The sequence below is a fragment of the Comamonas guangdongensis genome (assembly GCF_041079535.1).
Taxonomy (GTDB): domain Bacteria; phylum Pseudomonadota; class Gammaproteobacteria; order Burkholderiales; family Burkholderiaceae_C; genus Comamonas; species Comamonas guangdongensis.
This window is the reverse complement of the sequence record NZ_JBFYGN010000005.1, coordinates 129,196-145,315: the sequence shown is the minus strand read 5'-3', so window position 1 is coordinate 145,315 and position 16,120 is coordinate 129,196. Positions and strand designations below refer to the sequence as shown.

The window sequence follows — 16,120 nt, the reverse complement described above, 5'->3', positions numbered from 1 at the left end:
CATGGATGAATTACAGGCAATGGAAGTCTTGCCCGCTGCAAAGGGTTCAGTCGAGGTCGGGCTGCTACCGGATGTCAGCCATCTGCCGCATATCGTCACCGTGGGGCGCTACCGCATAGGGCGTGTGCTGCAGCGGCTGGCCCAGCCGTGGTCGGGACAGGCGCGCTTCTCGCATATCGCTGCGTCTTTCGACGATGCCGTGGCCCAGGTCCATGCGCTCAACCGCAAACAGCCCATCGATGCGCTGGTGGGCGCGGGAGCCAGCGGAGCCTGGATACGCGAGCGGGTGGACATCCCGCTGGCCATGGTCGAAGTGCGTGGCCTGGACCTGCTCCAGGCCCTGCGCCAGGCCAAGCTGCAGACCACGGCAGAAACGCCCCATGTGGGCCTGGTGACCTTCGGGGAGCCGTCTGCCGTGGTGGCCCAGTTCGACAGCCTGTTCGGTCTGGGTCTGGTGCAGATCGCTTACCAGGGGCCGCAGGATGCGGCGGCCTGCGTGCAAAAACTCAGGGCCGCGCGCGTGGGAGCCGTGGTGGCGCCGGGCTTGGTGGCCGATCTGGCCGAGCAGGCCGGCATGTCCAGCGTGCTGCTGTACTCCGATATCTCCGTGCGCCAGGCGCTCAACGACGCCATGCTGCTGGCGCGCCACCGGCGCGCCGAACGCGACCGTCACCAGCGCCTGGAAACCGTGCTGCACCAGCTGCAGGACGGCGTGGTGGCCGTGGACGAGCGCGGCCGCATCTGCGCGCTGAATCCGCGCATGGCCGCGCTGTTGGGAGCGCCCCTGGAGGCGCTGCACGGCCGCCCGCTGGACGAGGTGGCGCCCACCCTGGGCATGGGCCGGGCTCTGGCCGGCGAGGAAGGCGGCGAGGAGGTGGTGCAGCTGGCCATGCGTACCCTGGTGGTACGCCGTGCGCCCATTCTGGAAAACGGGCAGCTGACGGGCGCACTGCTGGTCTGCCGCGACCCGGCCGTGATTCAGCGCGCCGACCGCAGCCTGCGTGCCGACCAGCGTCAGCGCGGCGCCGGCGTGCGCTGGCGCATCGAGGACTATCTGGGCAGCAGCCCGGCCGCCCAGCGCGTGCGCCAGCTGGCGCGCCAGTTTGCGGCCAGCGAGGCCACGGTGCTGATCCTCGGCGAGAGCGGCACGGGCAAGGAGCTGGTGGCCCAGGGCATACACCGCGCGGGCAGCCGCGCGGCCCAGCCCTTCCTGGCCGTCAATTGCGCGGCCCTGTCCGAAAGCCTGCTGGAGAGCGAACTCTTTGGCTACGAGGACGGCGCTTTCACCGGCGCGCGCCGCGGTGGCAAGACCGGCCTCATCGAGGCGGCGCACACGGGCACGCTGTTTCTTGACGAGATCGGCGATATGCCGCTGGCCCTGCAGTCACGCCTGCTGCGCGTGCTGCAGGAGCGCGAGGTGCTGCGCGTGGGTTCGACCACGCCGATTCCCGTCGATGTGCGCGTGATCGCGGCCACCCATGCGGATCTCGCGGCCCAGGTCGAGCGTGGCCAGTTTCGCCGCGACCTCTATTACCGCCTGGCCGTGCTGAGATTGGCCACGCCCACGCTGCAGCAGCGCGGCAGCGCCGATGTGGCCGAGCTCGCGCACAGCATGCTGGCGCAGAGGCTGGGCGGGCAGGCATTGCAGGGCCAGGCCCTGTCCCGGACCGCGTCGCACAAGGCTCTGGCCGCCATGCTCGACGCCGTGCTGCTGCGCGCGCAGGCTCACCCCTGGCCGGGCAATGTGCGCGAGCTCGACAACTGGGTAGAGCGGCTGCTGGCCTGTCAGCACTATCTGGTGGCGAGCACACAGCATGGGGCTGCAGAGCTGGATGCGGCCCGTCTGCTGGAGATCTTTCCCGAATGCGCGCCGTTGATGCCTCTGGCTGCGAGCGAGGCGGCGCGCAAGAGCCGGCTCAAGGACGCGGCCAGGCAGGCCGAACGCAAGCGTGTGCGCGAGGTGCTGGAAAGCGTTGACGGCGATCAGGGCCGCGCCTGCGAGGTCCTGGGCATCAGCCGGGCCACGCTCTGGCGGCGCCTCAACCAGGCCTGAGCCGCGGGCCGGCCTGTTCTTCAGCGCCGGGCCTGGCTGCGGGGCGGGCAATCAGGCCGCCGCGGCCCCGTCCTTGCGCATGATTCCCTGCAAAAACGCCTGCTCCGCGAGCTGTGCCAGCGGCGCGCGCGGAATGCGGCCGCGGCGCTCGCCGTCGATCAAGGCGATCACGGTTCCCAGCCATAGCTCGGTCAGGGTTGCGGCGCTGAAATCGATGCGGAACACGCCTTCCTGTTGGCCGCGCAGGAAAAAAGCGTCGACCTTGGGCTCCCAGATCGCATTTTCTTCCATGGGCTTTTCGACTTCGTTCCAGTAATAGGTCAGGAACAGCGTGAACTCGCGGTGCTCGAGATGCTTGGCATTGAGACGCTTGAGGGCCTCCAGCACCGGGCCCTCCTCGATACGGGCCTCGTCCAGTGCCTCGTCCAGCGTGCGCAGGCTTTGTTCGAGCAGGCGCTTGATCAGCAGATCGCGTGTGGGACAGAAACGGTAGAGCGTGGCCTTGCTGATGCCTATGGCCTTGGCCAGCTCCTGCAGCGTGGCGCGCGGCTGGTTGACCAGGGCCAGGGCCAATGGGGGAAGGATTGCTGTGTTGTCGTGGGGGACTATTGTCATTCGTAGCTCCGGTTGGGGCGGATACGGATGAACCTATTTTGATTCAACCAGCGGGCCTAAAACACACAGAAGCCAACTTTACTTGGTATCAAAATGGCGAGAATCAATATAGATCTTAATGAGTCAAATTTGATTCAAAAAATATTTTCATGCATCATGCGCATCTTTCTAGATCTGACAAGACTCAAAAGCATGAAGACGAAAAGCCAGAATCTGCGCGCCTGGTCAGCCTTGGCCGCATTGGCGGCCGCAATGATGTTGGCCGGCTGTATCCAGCCGGAGGCGGGCGGCCCGCCCCAGGAGTTGCCGCTGGTGGATGTGATGACCGTCAAGCCCAGGCCGCTGAGCCTTAGCGCCGAGTTGCCGGGGCGTATCGAGCCCGTGCGCGTGGCCGAGGTGCGGGCCCGCGTACCGGGTATCGTGCTGAGCCGCAATTTCAAGGAAGGCGCCGATGTGAAGGCCGGAGAGGTGCTGTTCAACATCGACCCGGCGCCGCTGCGCGCGGCGCTGTCGCGGGCCCAGGGCGAACTGGCGCGCGCCGAGGCCGCTTTGGCGGATGCGCAGTCCGTGGTCAGCCGCTACGAGCCCCTGGTCGTGCAGGAGGCCGTGAGCCGCCAGGACTTTGACAGCGCCAAGGCCGCACTGCACAGCGCCAAGGCCATGCGCCAGTCGGCTCGTGCCGAAGTGGAAACCGCGCGCCTGAACCTCGACTACGCCACGGTGAAGGCGCCCATCTCGGGCCGCATCGGCCGCGCGCTGGTGACGGAAGGCGCCCTGGTCGGCCAGGGCGAAGCCACGCCCATGGCGGTGATCCAGCAGCTCGACCCCATCTATGCCGATTTCCGCCAGCCCGCGGCGCTGGCCACACGCTGGCGCGCACAGCATATGCTGGGCGGCAAGCCGGAGTCGAGCACTCCCGTGACGCTGGTGGCCGACGGCATAGACGGAAAGCGCCAGGGGCGCATGCTGTTCTCCGACGTGACCGTGGATCGCGGCACGGGCCAGCTGGCGCTGCGCGGCGAGTTTCCGAACAAGGACGGACTGCTGCTGCCAGGCATGTATGTGCGCGTGACCGTGGCCCAGGGCCAGGACCCTGCCGCCATCCTCGTGCCCCAGCGCGCGGTGCAGCGCGGCAGCGACGGGCTGGCCCATGTGCTGGTGCTCGACGAGCAGGGCGTGGTGCAGTCCCAGAGCGTGAGCACCGGCGCCATGTATGGCTCGGACTGGCATATCACCGAGGGCCTGAAGGAAAACGCCAGGGTGCTGGTCGGCGGCCTGGCCGCGGCCGTGCCCGGCACCAAGGTGCAGATCAGAGCCGCCGCTGAAAAAGACACGGCCGCCACCACAAAAAAGTGAGCGATCTGCGCTGACCCATCAAGCGCCTAGCTCCAGAAAGACAAGCCTTATTCAAGGATAGACAATGTCCAGGTTTTTTATCGATCGCAGCAAGCTCGCCTGGGTGGTAGCGATCTTCATTCTGCTTGCCGGCCTGCTGGCGATTCCGGCTTTGCCCGTGGCGCAGTTCCCGAACGTCGCGCCGCCGCAGATTTCCATTTCGGCGACCTATCCGGGTGCGTCGGCGACCACGGTGATGGAGTCGGTGACCAGCGTCATTGAGGAGGAGCTCAACGGCACCAAGGGGCTGCTGTACTTCGACTCGTCCAGCGGCTCCACGGGCCTGGCCGAGATCACGGCCACGTTTGCGCCGGGCACCGACCCCGCCTTGGCCCAGGTCGAGGTGCAGAACCGCATCAAGAAGGCCGAGGCGCGGCTGCCCGCGTCCGTGATGCAGATGGGTTTGCAGGTCGAGCAGGCCAGCGCCAACTTTCTGCTGATCTACTCGCTGACCTACAAGGGCGACGACAGCGGCAGGAACGAGGTGCGGCTGTCCGACTACGCGGTGCGCAACATCAACAACGAGATCCGCCGCGTGCCCGGCGTGGGCAAGGTGCAGTTCTTCGGCGCCGACGTGGCCATGCGGGTCTGGGTCGACCCGCAGAAGCTGCTGGGCTACGGATTGTCGGTGGCCGATGTGAACGCGGCCATCGCCGCGCAGAACGCCCAGGTGCCGGCCGGCAGTTTCGGCAGCCAGCCCGGTTCGTCCGAGCAGGAGCTTAGCGCCACCATCGCCGTCAAGGGCACGCTGAACTCGCCCGAGGAGTTCGGCCAGATCGTGCTCCACGCCAAGGCCGACGGCTCGGTGGTGCACCTGGCCGATGTGGCGCGTCTCGAGGTCGGCCAGCTCGATTACAGCTTCGCCTCGCGCGAGGATGGTCACAAGGGCGTGGCCGCCGCCGTGCAGCTGGCCCCCGGCGCCAATGCCATGCAGACCGCCAAGGCCGTCAAGGCCAGGCTGGAGCAGCTGTCGCAGAACTTCCCCGCCGACATCCAGTACTCCGTGCCCTACGACACCTCGCGCTTCGTAGAAGTGGCCATCGGCAAGGTGATCCAGACCCTGGTCGAGGCCGTGGTGCTGGTGTTCCTGGTGATGTGGCTGTTTCTGCAGAACCTGCGCTATACGCTGATTCCCACCATCGTGGTGCCGGTGTGTCTGGCCGGCACCCTGGCCGTGATGTATGCGCTGGGCTTCTCGGTCAATATGATGACCATGTTCGGCATGGTGCTGGCCATCGGCATCCTGGTCGACGACGCCATCGTGGTGGTGGAGAACGTAGAGCGCATCATGGCCGAGGAGGGGCTGTCGCCGCTGGCGGCCACCATCAAGGCCATGCAGCAGGTGTCGGGCGCGATTGTCGGCATCACCCTGGTACTGGTGGCCGTGTTTCTGCCCCTGGCCTTCATGAGCGGTTCGGTGGGTGTGATCTACCGCCAGTTCTCGCTGTCGCTGGCGGTGTCCATCCTGTTCTCGGGCCTGCTGGCGCTGACCTTCACGCCGGCGCTGTGCGCCACGCTGCTCAAGCCCATTCCCCAGGGCCATCACGAGGAGAAAAAAGGCCTCTTCGGCTGGTTCAACCGCCACTTTGCCAGGCTGACCGAGCGCTTTTCCCTGCTCAACCAGCGTCTGGTCAAGCGCGCCGGCCGCTATATGCTGATCTACGCGGCCATCGTGGGCGGGCTGGGCTTTGCCTATACGCGCATGCCCGAGTCCTTTGTGCCTTATGAAGACATGGGTTACTACATCGTCAGCCTGCAACTGCCGCCCGGCGCGACCGAGGCGCGCACCGAAGCCGTGGTGCGCGACATGGAAGCCTATGTGCAAGGCCGCCCGGCCACGGCCCAGGCCGAGTTCCTCATGGGCTACAGCTTCTCGGGCATGGGGCAGAACGCGGCCATGGCCTTTGTCACGCTCAAGGACTGGTCTTTGCGCGGTAAGGGCCAGGCGTCCTGGGACGAGGTTCAGGCCTTCAACCAGCGCTTCGGCAGCCTGTCCGACGGCACGGCCATGGCCGTGGACCCGCCACCCATAGACGGCCTGGGCAATTCCGGCGGCTTTGCGCTGCGCCTGCAGGACCGCGCCAATCTGGGCCGCGAGGCCCTGGTGGCCGCGCGCGACGAGCTGCTGAAGAAGGCCAATGCCTCGCCGGTGATCGCCTACGCGATGATGGAGAACCTTGAGGACGCGCCGCAGCTGCGCCTGGACATAGACCGGCGCAAGGCCCAGGCCCAGGGCGTGAGCTTCGCCAGCATCAGCGCCGTGCTGTCCACGGCCTATGGCTCGGCGGTGATCAACGAGTTCCCGAATGCCGGGCGCCTGCAGCGCGTGGTGGTGCAGGCCGACACGGCGGCGCGCATGACGCCCGAGGACCTGCTGCGCCTGTATGTGCCCAATGCTCAGGGCGAGCAGGTGCCGCTGGCCTCGTTTGCCAGCGTGGACTGGGAACTGGGGCCGGTGCAGATTTCGCGCTACAACGGCTACCCGGCCTTTCGCATCGCGGGCGACGCCAAGCCTGGCCACACCACGGGCGAGGCCATGGCCGAGCTCGAGCGCATCATGGGCGAGATGCCGCGCGGCATAGGCTACGAATGGACGGCTCTGTCCTACCAGGAAAAAGCCGCGGGCGCGCAGGCTCCCAAGCTGTTCGCGCTGGCCATCGTCGTGGTGTTCCTGCTGCTCGTGGCCCTTTACGAAAGCTGGAGCATTCCTGCGGCCGTGATGCTGATCGTGCCCATAGGCGCGCTGGGCTCGGTGCTGGCCACCTCGGCCGTGGGCCTGTCCAACGACGTGTACTTCAAGGTGGGCCTGATCACCATCATCGGCCTGGCGGCCAAGAACGCCATCCTGATCGTGGAGTTCGCCAAGGATCTGCACGAGCGCGGCCACTCGCTGGCGGAGGCGGCGCTGCAGGCGGCCCGTCTGCGCTTCCGTCCCATCGTGATGACCTCGCTGGCCTTCATCCTGGGCGTGGTGCCGCTGGCGCTGGCCACGGGGGCGGGCGCCTCCAGCCAGGCCGCCATCGGCATAGGCGTGATCGGCGGCATGCTCAGCGCCACCTTGCTGGGCGTGCTGTTTGTGCCCATCTTTTTTGTCTTCGTGCTCTCGCTATGGCGCAAGCGCCGCGCCGAGCCCGAGGCGAGGAACACAGACTCCGAAGGAGAACCCGCATGAATAGGCATCACCCCATGAGCAAGGCGGCTCTGTCGCTGATTGCCATCGTGCTGGCCGGCTGCTCTTTTGCGCCGACCTATGACAGGCCCGCGGCGCCCATCCCCAGCGCCTGGAGCGCGGCTTCCGCGGCCGCGCCGGCATCGGCAGCCAGCCTGGACTGGAAGGATTTCGTGACCGATGAGCGATTGCGCTCGCGCATCGATACGGCGCTTGCGAACAACCGCGACCTGCGCCAGGCCCTGCTCAATGTGCAGGCCGCGCGTGCAGCCTACCGCGTGCAGCGCGCGGACCAGTTGCCGGGCCTGGAGCTGCAGGCCGGCGGCAACCGCCAGCGCCTGCCTGCCGACCTGAACGGCACGGGAGCGGCCGCGGTGCAGAGCAACTATCAGCTGAGCGCCGGACTGATGGCTTTCGAGCTCGACCTCTTCGGCCGCGTGCGTTCGCTGTCCGAGGCCGCGCAGATGGAATACCTGGCCACCGAGGAGGCCACGCGCAGCGTGCAGATCAGTCTGATCGCCGAAGTGATCCAGGCCTCGCTGGCGCAGGACAGCGCGCGGCAGCGCCAGGCCCTGGCGCTGCGCACCTTGCAGGCGCGCGAGAAGGAATGGCAACTGGTGAGCGAGCGCAGAAAGACCGGCACGGCCAGCCGTCTGGACGAGCAGGAAGCCCAAGGTCTGCTCGAACTTGCGCGCGCCGATGTCGAGCGCTTCGAGCGCGAGCTGCGCCAGGCCGGCAACGCCCTGGACTGGCTGGTGGGCGATGGCGCGGTGCAGGCCGCCGCGGAGCTGAGCGCCACACCCATGGTGCAGGAGATTGGCGCCGGTCTGCCGTCCGATCTGCTGGTGCAGCGTCCCGACATCCGCGCCGCCGAATATCAGCTGCGCTCGCGCAATGCAAGCATCGGCGCGGCGCGGGCCGCATTCTTTCCGCGCATCTCGCTCACGGGCTCCTATGGTTCGGCCAGTGCCGAGCTCTCCGATCTGTTTGCGGGCGGCCAGCGTTCCTGGTCCTTCATGCCCCAGCTCAGCCTGCCGATTTTTGATGGCGGCCGCAACCGGGCCAATCTGGAAATCGCGCAGCTGCGCAAGGACATGGCGGTGGCCGCCTACGAGCGCAGCATCCAGACGGCGTTTCGCGAGGTCAGCGACGCGCTGGCCGCCGTCGAGACCCTGAGGCGCGAGGAGCTTGCGCGCCAGCGTCTGGTGCAGACCAGCGCGAGCACGCTCAAGCTCGCCGAGCTGCGCTATCGCGCCGGGGTGGACAGCCATCTGCGCTATCTGGACGCGCAGCGCACGGACTTCGCGCAGCAGATGGCGCTGATCGAGATCAGCGCACAGCGGCAGATGGCCCTGGCCACGCTGTTCAAGGCACTGGGCGGCGGCTGGCAGGCCAGTCCGGGCGCACCGGGCTGAGCCGCTTATGCGGCGTCCAGCACCAGGCCCGGCACGCGGATCCAGCCTTCCATCAGGATGCGCGCGCTGCGGCTCATCAAGGCCTTGGTCACCTGCCATTCGCCGTCGAGCTGCCTGGCCTCGGCGCCCACGCGCAGCGTGCCGGATGGATGGCCGAACACCACGGATTTCGGCACGGCCTGGCGCTCGCCGCCGGCGGCCAGATTGACCAGCGTGCCCGGAACGGCCGCCGCCGTGCCTATGGCCACGGCGGCCGTTCCCATCATGGCGTGGTGCAGCTTGCCCATGGACAGGGCACGCACGACCAGATCGATGTCCTTGGCCGCAATCGCTTTGCCGCTGGACGCGACATAGCTTTGCGCCGGGCCCACAAAAGCGATCTTGGGCGTGTGCTGGCGCGTAGCGGCCTCGCCCAGTTCCTTGATCAAGCCCATGCGGAGGGCGCCGTGGGCGCGTATGGCCTCGAACCTGAGCAGAGCCTCGGCGTCACCGTTGATCGCGTCCTGCAGCTCGCAGCCCGTATAGCCCAGGTCCCTGGCGTTGAGGAAGATGGTGGGAATGCCCGCATTGATCATGGTCGCCACAAAACTGCCCACGCCGGGCACATCGAGCCGGTCCATCAGATTGCCCGTGGGGAACATCGCGCCGCCGTCCTCGCCCTCGTCGGCAGGATCGAGGAATTCCAGCGGCACCTCGGCAGCGGGGAAGGTCACGCCGTCGAGCTCGAAGCCCCCGGTTTCCTGCACCTGGCCATCGGTGATGGGCACATGGGCCACGATGGTCTTGGCGATATTGGCCTGCCAGATGCGGATCCTGGCCACGCCGTTGTGCGGAATCCTGGCCGCGTCGATCAGCCCCATGTGAATGGCGCAGGGGCCGACGGCCGCGCTCAGGTTGCCGCAGTTGCCGCTCCAGTCCACAAAAGCCTGGTCTATCGCGACCTGGCCGAACAGATAGTCCACATCATGATTGGCGCGTGTGCTTTTGCTGAGGATCACGCCCTTGCTGGTCGATGAAGAGGCATTGCCCATGCCGTCGATCTGCTTGCCATAGGGATCGGGGCTGCCCAGGGTGCGCAGAAAGATGGCGTCGCGCACGGTGCCCGGTTGCTGGGCCGATGCCGGCAGGTCCTGCAGCTTGAAGAACACGCCTTTGCTGGTGCCTCCGCGCATATAGGTGGCGGGTATGCGGATTTGAGGACGTTCAGACATGAAAGTGGCAAACGAACTAGGTTTGGAAAGCCCGGCCAAGAAGCCGGGCATAGGATTTAGTGAAACAGCTTGAGCTGTTCGGGGCGTGGCATGGCCGGCGGTTTTAGCGCCCAGCGATGCAGCACCTCGTAGTGAAAGTCCTTGCCTCTGCCGCTTCGCTCAACCAGCTGAATCTCATCAATCAGCCATTCAAGCGGCCCAATGGGCAAGGTGGGCAGGCCATAGGGCGCTTGGTAGCTGATGGTGATATGGGGTCGGTGCCCGCCATCTTTGAGGCCGAAAGGCTTTAACTCGGTTTGCAGCGTTTCCAGCATGTGATCGAAAGGCTTGGGGCGACCGCAGGCCTGGAAGGACCAGTGAATGTGCTTCCCTTTATCACCACGAATACGGTTAAAGCTGAGTTCAAAGGCAGGCTGCTCCGCCTGAGCTGCATCACCTGCCGCCATCAAGGCCAGTAGTGCCTGCTCGCAAGTGTCAAACGGGCCGCACAGGGTCTGGTGCCAGTGGGGCGGTGCAAACAGCCGCCAGCCCAGTTCATCGTCCAGACCCAGTGCATGAACCTGGGCACGCATGTGTTCACGTAGCCAAAGGTTGGGCTGGGACACAATCATTACGCGCGCCTGGTTCATAGCGACTCCTTAGCTGACGAGTTCAGCAGAGGCGGTCTTGGCTGCCGTGCTGTCGGCCAGAAAGTCCTGGGCAAAGCGTTGCAGCACGCCGCCGGCTTCGTATATCGAAACCTCTTCCGCGGTATCGAGGCGGCAGGTCACCGGCACATCGGTGCGGGCGCCTGTCGTGCGATAGATATGCAGTGTAAGCCTGGCGCGAGGCTGGCGCTGGCCAATGACATCAAAGGTCTCGGTGCCATCCAGACCCAGGGTGTGGCGGGTGGTGCCTGGCAAAAACTCCAGCGGCAGCACGCCCATGCCGATCAGATTGGTGCGGTGGATGCGTTCAAAACCTTCGGCCGCAATCGCTTCCACTCCCGCCAGTCGCACGCCCTTGGCGGCCCAGTCGCGGCTGGAGCCCTGGCCGTAGTCGGCCCCCGCGATGATGATCAGCGGCTGCTTGCGCTGCATATAGGTCTCTATGGCTTCCCACATGCGCATGACCCGGCCTTCGGGCTCGACGCGGGCCAGAGAGCCCTGGCGCACCTTGCCGTTGCCGTCCACCACCATTTCATTGAACAGCTTGGGGTTGGCGAAGGTCGCGCGCTGCGCGGTCAGGTGGTCGCCTCGATGGGTGGCGTAGGAGTTGAAGTCCTCCTCGGGCAGGCCCATCTTGTGCAGATATTCGCCAGCAGCGCTGTCGAGCAGGATGGCATTCGATGGCGAGAGGTGGTCGGTGGTGATGTTGTTGGGCAGTATGGCCAAGGGGCGCATGCCGCGCAGCGTGCGCTCTCCCGCCAGACCACCTTCACCCTCTGTATCCCAGTAGGGCGGACGGCGGATATAGGTCGATCGAGGGCGCCAGTCGTACAGTGCCTCCACGTTTTCGCCGTTGTCGGCATGGATGGCGAACATGGGCTCGTACACCTTGCGGAACTGCTCGGGCTGCACGGCGGCCTTGGCCACGGCATCGATTTCCTCGTCGCCGGGCCAGATGTCCTTGAGGCGGATTTCACGGCCCTGGAAGACTCCCAGCACATCGTTTTCAATATCAAAGCGGATGGTGCCCGCAATCGCATAGGCCACGACCAGTGGCGGAGAAGCCAGAAATGCCTGCTTGGCATAGGGGTGGATGCGGCCGTCGAAATTGCGGTTGCCCGAGAGCACGGCCGTGGTGTAGAGGTCGCGGTCAATGATTTCCTGCTGAATGGCAGGGTCCAGCGCACCGCTCATGCCGTTGCAGGTGGTGCAGGCAAAGGCCACCACGCCAAAGCCCAGGGCTTCGAGGTCATGCATGAGCCCGGCTTGTTCCAGATACAGGGGTACGGTCCTGGAACCCGGAGCCAGGGACGATTTGACCCAGGGCTTGCGCGTCAGGCCCAGATTGCGGGCATTGCGCGCCAGCAGGCCGGCCGCGATCACATTGCGCGGGTTGCTGGTGTTGGTGCAACTGGTGATGGCCGCAATGATGACGGCACCATCGGGCATCTGGCCTTCTTGCTCGGTCCATTCACCGGCAATGCCCTTGGCCGTCAGATCGCTGGTGGCCAGACGAGCATGCGGGTTGGACGGACCGGCCATATTGCGTACCACGCTGGACAGATCGAACGTGAGCGTGCGCTCGTATTCGGCGTTTGCCAGCGTATCGGCCCACAGCCCGGCCTGCTTGGCATAGGTTTCGACCAGTTGCACCTGGGCAGGCTCGCGGCCCGTGAGGCGCAGATAGTCAATGGTCTGCTCGTCGATGGCGAACATGGCAGCCGTGGCACCGTATTCGGGCGCCATATTGGAGATGGTGGCGCGGTCGCCAATCGTCAGGCTGCGCGCGCCTGCGCCATGGAACTCCAGATAGGCGCCGACCACTTTTTGCTGGCGCAGGAACTGGGTCAGGGCCAGCACGATGTCGGTGGCCGTGATGCCGTGCTGGCGCTTGCCGGTCAGTTGCACACCAATGATTTCGGGCAGGCGCATCCACGAGGCGCGGCCCAGCATCACGTTTTCGGCCTCCAGGCCGCCCACGCCGACGGCGATCACGCCCAGTGCGTCGACATGGGGGGTGTGGCTGTCCGTGCCGACCAGGGTGTCCGGATATGCCTCGCCATTGATGGCGTGGATCACAGGGCTCATGCGCTCCAGATTGATCTGGTGCATGATGCCGTTGCCCGGTGGAATCACCTCCACATTCTTGAAGGCGCGCTTGCACCAGTCTATGAAGTGAAAGCGATCCTCGTTGCGCCGGTCCTCGATGGCGCGGTTTTTCTCGAAGGCTTCGGGGTCATGGCCGCCGCATTCCACGGCCAGCGAGTGGTCGACGATGAGCTGCACGGGCACCACGGGGTTCACGGCCGCCGGGTCGCCGCCCTGGTCCGCAATCGCATCGCGCAGACCCGCCAGATCGACGAGAGCCGTCTGGCCCAGGATGTCGTGGCAGACCACGCGTGCCGGGAACCAGGGAAAGTCGCGCTCGCGCTTGCGCAGGACGATCTGCGTCAGGCATTCGGTGAGCATGGCGGGGTCGCAGCGGCGCACCAGGTTTTCGGCATGGACGCGGCTGGTGTAGGGCAGCGAGGCCCAGGCGCCGGGGCGGATGGTTTCGACGGCGGCCTGGGCGTCGAAGAAGTGCAATGCCGTGCCGGGCAGCGGTTTGCGATAGGCGTTGGTGCTCTGGGGCGAAGTCATGGTTGTCGTAGCCGTTGGAAATATGGAAGTCGGGGAAACAGGGCTTACTGGCTGGAGATGCCGTTATCTCGCACCACTTTGCTGTAGCGTGGAATTTCGGCCTGGATCAACTGGCCGAACTGTTCGGGGCTGTCGCCGGCCGGGGAGACTCCCATAGGCTCGAGCTGGGCCAGCAGCTCCTTGGATTTGAGTCCGCTGTCCAGCGCGCTGTTAAGCGCGGCCAGCACGGCGGCGGGCAGGCCCCTGGGTGCGATCAGGCCGTGCCAGGCGACCACGTCGTAGTCGGGCAGGCCGCTTTCGGCCACCGAAGCGATATCGGGATAGGCCGTCAGGCGCTGGGCCGTGGTGACGGCCAGGGCGCGCAGCTTGCCGGACTTGACATGCGGCATCAGGCCTTCGGTGCCGGCAACAAACATGTCCACATTGCCGGCGAGCAGATCCGTGATGGCGGGGCCCGTGCCCTTGTAGGGCACATGGGTTGCCTTGACCTTGGCCATGCCCAGCATGTATTCCGTGGCGATATGCAGATGGCTGCCATTGCCGGCCGAGGCGAAAGTGAGCCGGCCCGGCTCCTTGCGTGCATAGGCAAACAGCTCCTGCAGGTTCCTGACGGGGAGCTTGGGGTTCACGCAAACCACATAAGCGCCCCTGGACAGCTGGATCACGGGAGTCATGTCGGCGACGGGGTCGAAACGCAGCTTGTAGAGCGCGGGGTTGACCGTGTAGCTGCCCGCAATCAGCAGCAGGGTATAGCCGTCGGCGGGGGCGCGCAGCGCGTATTCGGTGCCCAGGGTGCCGCCGGCACCGGGGCGGTTTTCCACATAGACGGGCTGGCCCAGGCGCTCGGTGAGCACATTGGCGGCCACTCGCGCGATGAAGTCCGAGCCGCCGCCGGGCGCAAAAGGGCAGATGATCTTGAGCGGCTTGCCGGGAAACCGGCCGTCTGCCTGTGCCAGACCTTGAAAGCCCAGGCCGAGAGCGGCGAGGCCGGCGCTGAATTGCCTGCGTGAAATGGAAATCATGCTTGTCCCCTGGGTGTGATGTTCTAGGAACTTATTTGTAACGCCTTAATGCCTTGCTTCCAGCTGCGCAGGCGACGGACGGCCGCCCGGCCCCGAATCCCTGTCTGGCGCTGCAGACATAGGCCGAGGCTGGTGCGCCAGAGGCGGGTCGGCAAAGTCGGGGCCTAGCGAGAGTCGCAAGCGTGACTGGGCCAGGCGGTACATGGACAGCGTCAGCTCCGTGCAGCTGTCTGGCGCCTGGAACTCTAGCTCCCGCAGCCTCGAGGCCAGCAGGGCGCTGAGCTGCCTGGCCTCGTTGACCTGATGGGCGCTCAGCTCGGTCACGGTCATGCCGCGGCGGGCATGGGCGGTGAGCAGGCCTTCGTGGCAAAGCAGTTTCATGGCCTCGCGGACCGGTGTACGACTCACGCCGAACTCCCGAGCCAGGGCTCCATCGTTCACATCGCTGCCGGGCGGCATGAGGTGCGCGAGTATCCGCTCGCGCAGCTTGTCGGCAATGGCGATGCACAGCGAATGGGGTTGCATGGCTTGGGCGCTGGGGGGAGAAAGGCTCGGGAACAGAGTCATACAGGCTCGGCGTTGAATGAGCGCGCTTACCGGCGCTCTTCGATGGGCACGAAGCGCAGATCGTCGGGCCCGGTGTAATGGGCGCTGGGGCGGATGATCTTGTTGTCCAGGCGCTGCTCGATGATGTGGGCCGACCAGCCGCTGGTGCGCGCGATCACGAACAGCGGCGTGAACATGGCGGTGGGCACGCCCATCATGTGGTAGCTCACGGCGCTGAACCAGTCGAGGTTGGGGAACATGTTCTTGACTTCCCACATCACCGACTCCAGGCGCGCCGCGATGTCGTACATCTTGGTGCTGCCGGCCTCGTCGGAGAGCTGCTTGGCCACGCCCTTGATCACCACATTGCGCGGGTCGCTGACGGTGTAGACGGGGTGGCCGAAACCGATCACCACTTCCTTGGCGGCGACGCGGCGGCGGATGTCGGCCTCGGCCTCGGCCGGGTTGTCGTAGCGCTTCTGGATCTCGAAGGCCACTTCGTTGGCGCCGCCATGCTTGGGGCCGCGCAGTGCGCCAATCGCAGCGGTGATGGCCGAGTACATATCGCTGCCCGTGCCGGCCACCACGCGGGCCGTGAAGGTGGAGGCGTTGAACTCGTGCTCGGCATACAGATTGAGCGAGGTGTGCATGGCGCGCACCCAGCTGTCCGAAGGCCTGGCACCGTGCAGCAGGTGCAGAAAGTGGCCGCCTATGGAGTCGTCGTCGGTCTCCACCGCAATGCGGCGGCCCGAGTTGCTGAAGTGGTACCAGTACAGCAGCATGGAGCCCAGCGAGGCCATCAGCCGGTCGGCGATATCGCGGCTGCCCGCCAGGTTGTGGTCGTCCTTCTCGGGCAGAGCGCAGCCCAGGGCCGAGACGCCGGTGCGCATCACATCCATGGGGTGGCTGGCGGCCGGCAACTGCTCCAGCGCGGTCTTCACGCTGGTGGGCAGGCCGCGCAGCGCCTTGAGCTTGGTCTTGTAGGCCTTGAGTTCGGCACGTGTGGGCAGTTTGCCGTGCACCAGCAGATGGGCGATTTCCTCGAATTCGCAAACCTCGGCGATATCGAGAATGTCGTAGCCGCGGTAGTGCAGGTCGTTGCCGGTCTTGCCCACGGTGCACAGCGCGGTATTGCCGGCCGTCACCCCCGATAGGGCGACCGATTTCTTGGGTTTGACGCTGCCCGCGGCAGCGGTTGGGGATTGGACGGCGGTTTCGGCCACGGTGCTCATGCAGGTCTCCTGAAATATGGGGTAAGGCAGGGGCGACGTTTTGCGGCGCCGCTTGATCTGCCATACTTCGCAATCTACGCATTTGCCTTTCAGAGGGGTAGGGCTGAATTGGTGAATGATTGCGAAGAGAAATTGCGTGATTTGCAAAGTTTGCGAATGACGATGCAGCGAGGAG

General features: G+C 65.8%; 11 protein-coding genes. 4 read left to right on the top strand and 7 right to left on the bottom strand.

Annotation, left to right across the window (positions count from 1 at the left end; genetic code table 11):
- Nucleotides 1–19: 19 nt before the first annotated feature.
- Nucleotides 20–2,053 carry a propionate catabolism operon regulatory protein PrpR gene (prpR, locus tag AB6724_RS06195; protein WP_369337630.1) on the top strand — a complete coding sequence of 678 codons (2,034 nt, stop codon included), beginning with the start codon at nucleotides 20–22 and terminating at the stop codon, nucleotides 2,051–2,053.
- A gap of 51 nt (nucleotides 2,054–2,104) precedes the next feature.
- On the opposite strand, the gene AB6724_RS06190 is transcribed toward prpR, so the two are convergent.
- Nucleotides 2,105–2,668: a TetR/AcrR family transcriptional regulator gene (locus AB6724_RS06190; RefSeq protein ID WP_369337629.1), complete on the bottom strand. Its 564-nt coding sequence runs from the start codon at nucleotides 2,666–2,668 to the stop codon at nucleotides 2,105–2,107.
- Nucleotides 2,669–2,860: 192 nt separating this feature from the next.
- Here AB6724_RS06190 and AB6724_RS06185 point away from each other — a divergent pair, with 192 nt between their 5' ends.
- The 3 genes from AB6724_RS06185 to AB6724_RS06175 all read left to right on the top strand — a co-directional run bounded on the left by AB6724_RS06185 (nucleotide 2,861) and on the right by AB6724_RS06175 (nucleotide 8,647).
- Nucleotides 2,861–4,024 (top strand): efflux RND transporter periplasmic adaptor subunit, encoded by a 1,164-nt coding sequence (locus AB6724_RS06185; protein ID WP_369337628.1) that lies wholly within the window; start codon nucleotides 2,861–2,863, stop codon nucleotides 4,022–4,024.
- Between the two features lie 64 nt (nucleotides 4,025–4,088).
- Nucleotides 4,089–7,235, top strand: a complete 3,147-nt coding sequence (locus tag AB6724_RS06180; protein ID WP_369337627.1) for a multidrug efflux RND transporter permease subunit — start codon at nucleotides 4,089–4,091, stop codon at nucleotides 7,233–7,235.
- Nucleotides 7,232–8,647, top strand: coding sequence for an efflux transporter outer membrane subunit (locus AB6724_RS06175; RefSeq protein WP_369337626.1), 1,416 nt, complete (start codon nucleotides 7,232–7,234; stop codon nucleotides 8,645–8,647). The genes AB6724_RS06180 and AB6724_RS06175 overlap by 4 nt, the downstream gene beginning before the upstream one ends.
- 5 nt (nucleotides 8,648–8,652) lie before the next feature.
- On the opposite strand, the gene prpF is transcribed toward AB6724_RS06175, so the two are convergent.
- The 6 genes from prpF to prpC form a co-directional block, all read right to left on the bottom strand.
- A complete protein-coding gene (gene prpF / locus AB6724_RS06170; RefSeq protein ID WP_369337625.1) occupies nucleotides 8,653–9,858 on the bottom strand; it encodes a 2-methylaconitate cis-trans isomerase PrpF in 1,206 nt (401 codons plus the stop codon).
- A gap of 56 nt (nucleotides 9,859–9,914) precedes the next feature.
- Nucleotides 9,915–10,487: a 2'-5' RNA ligase family protein gene (locus AB6724_RS06165; protein ID WP_369337624.1), complete on the bottom strand. Its 573-nt coding sequence runs from the start codon at nucleotides 10,485–10,487 to the stop codon at nucleotides 9,915–9,917.
- 9 nt (nucleotides 10,488–10,496) lie between these two features.
- A complete protein-coding gene (acnD, locus tag AB6724_RS06160; protein ID WP_369337623.1) occupies nucleotides 10,497–13,145 on the bottom strand; it encodes a Fe/S-dependent 2-methylisocitrate dehydratase AcnD in 2,649 nt (882 codons plus the stop codon).
- Between the two features lie 44 nt (nucleotides 13,146–13,189).
- Entirely contained in the window at nucleotides 13,190–14,167 is a 978-nt protein-coding gene (locus AB6724_RS06155; RefSeq protein ID WP_369337622.1) for a tripartite tricarboxylate transporter substrate binding protein, read from the bottom strand.
- Nucleotides 14,168–14,212: 45 nt separating this feature from the next.
- Complete coding sequence (locus AB6724_RS06150) at nucleotides 14,213–14,692, bottom strand: GntR family transcriptional regulator (protein ID WP_369337621.1); 480 nt, start codon at nucleotides 14,690–14,692, stop codon at nucleotides 14,213–14,215.
- A 68-nt stretch (nucleotides 14,693–14,760) separates the two neighbouring features.
- A complete protein-coding gene (prpC, locus tag AB6724_RS06145) occupies nucleotides 14,761–15,945 on the bottom strand; it encodes a bifunctional 2-methylcitrate synthase/citrate synthase (RefSeq protein ID WP_369337620.1) in 1,185 nt (394 codons plus the stop codon).
- Between the last annotated feature and the right edge of the window lie 175 nt (nucleotides 15,946–16,120).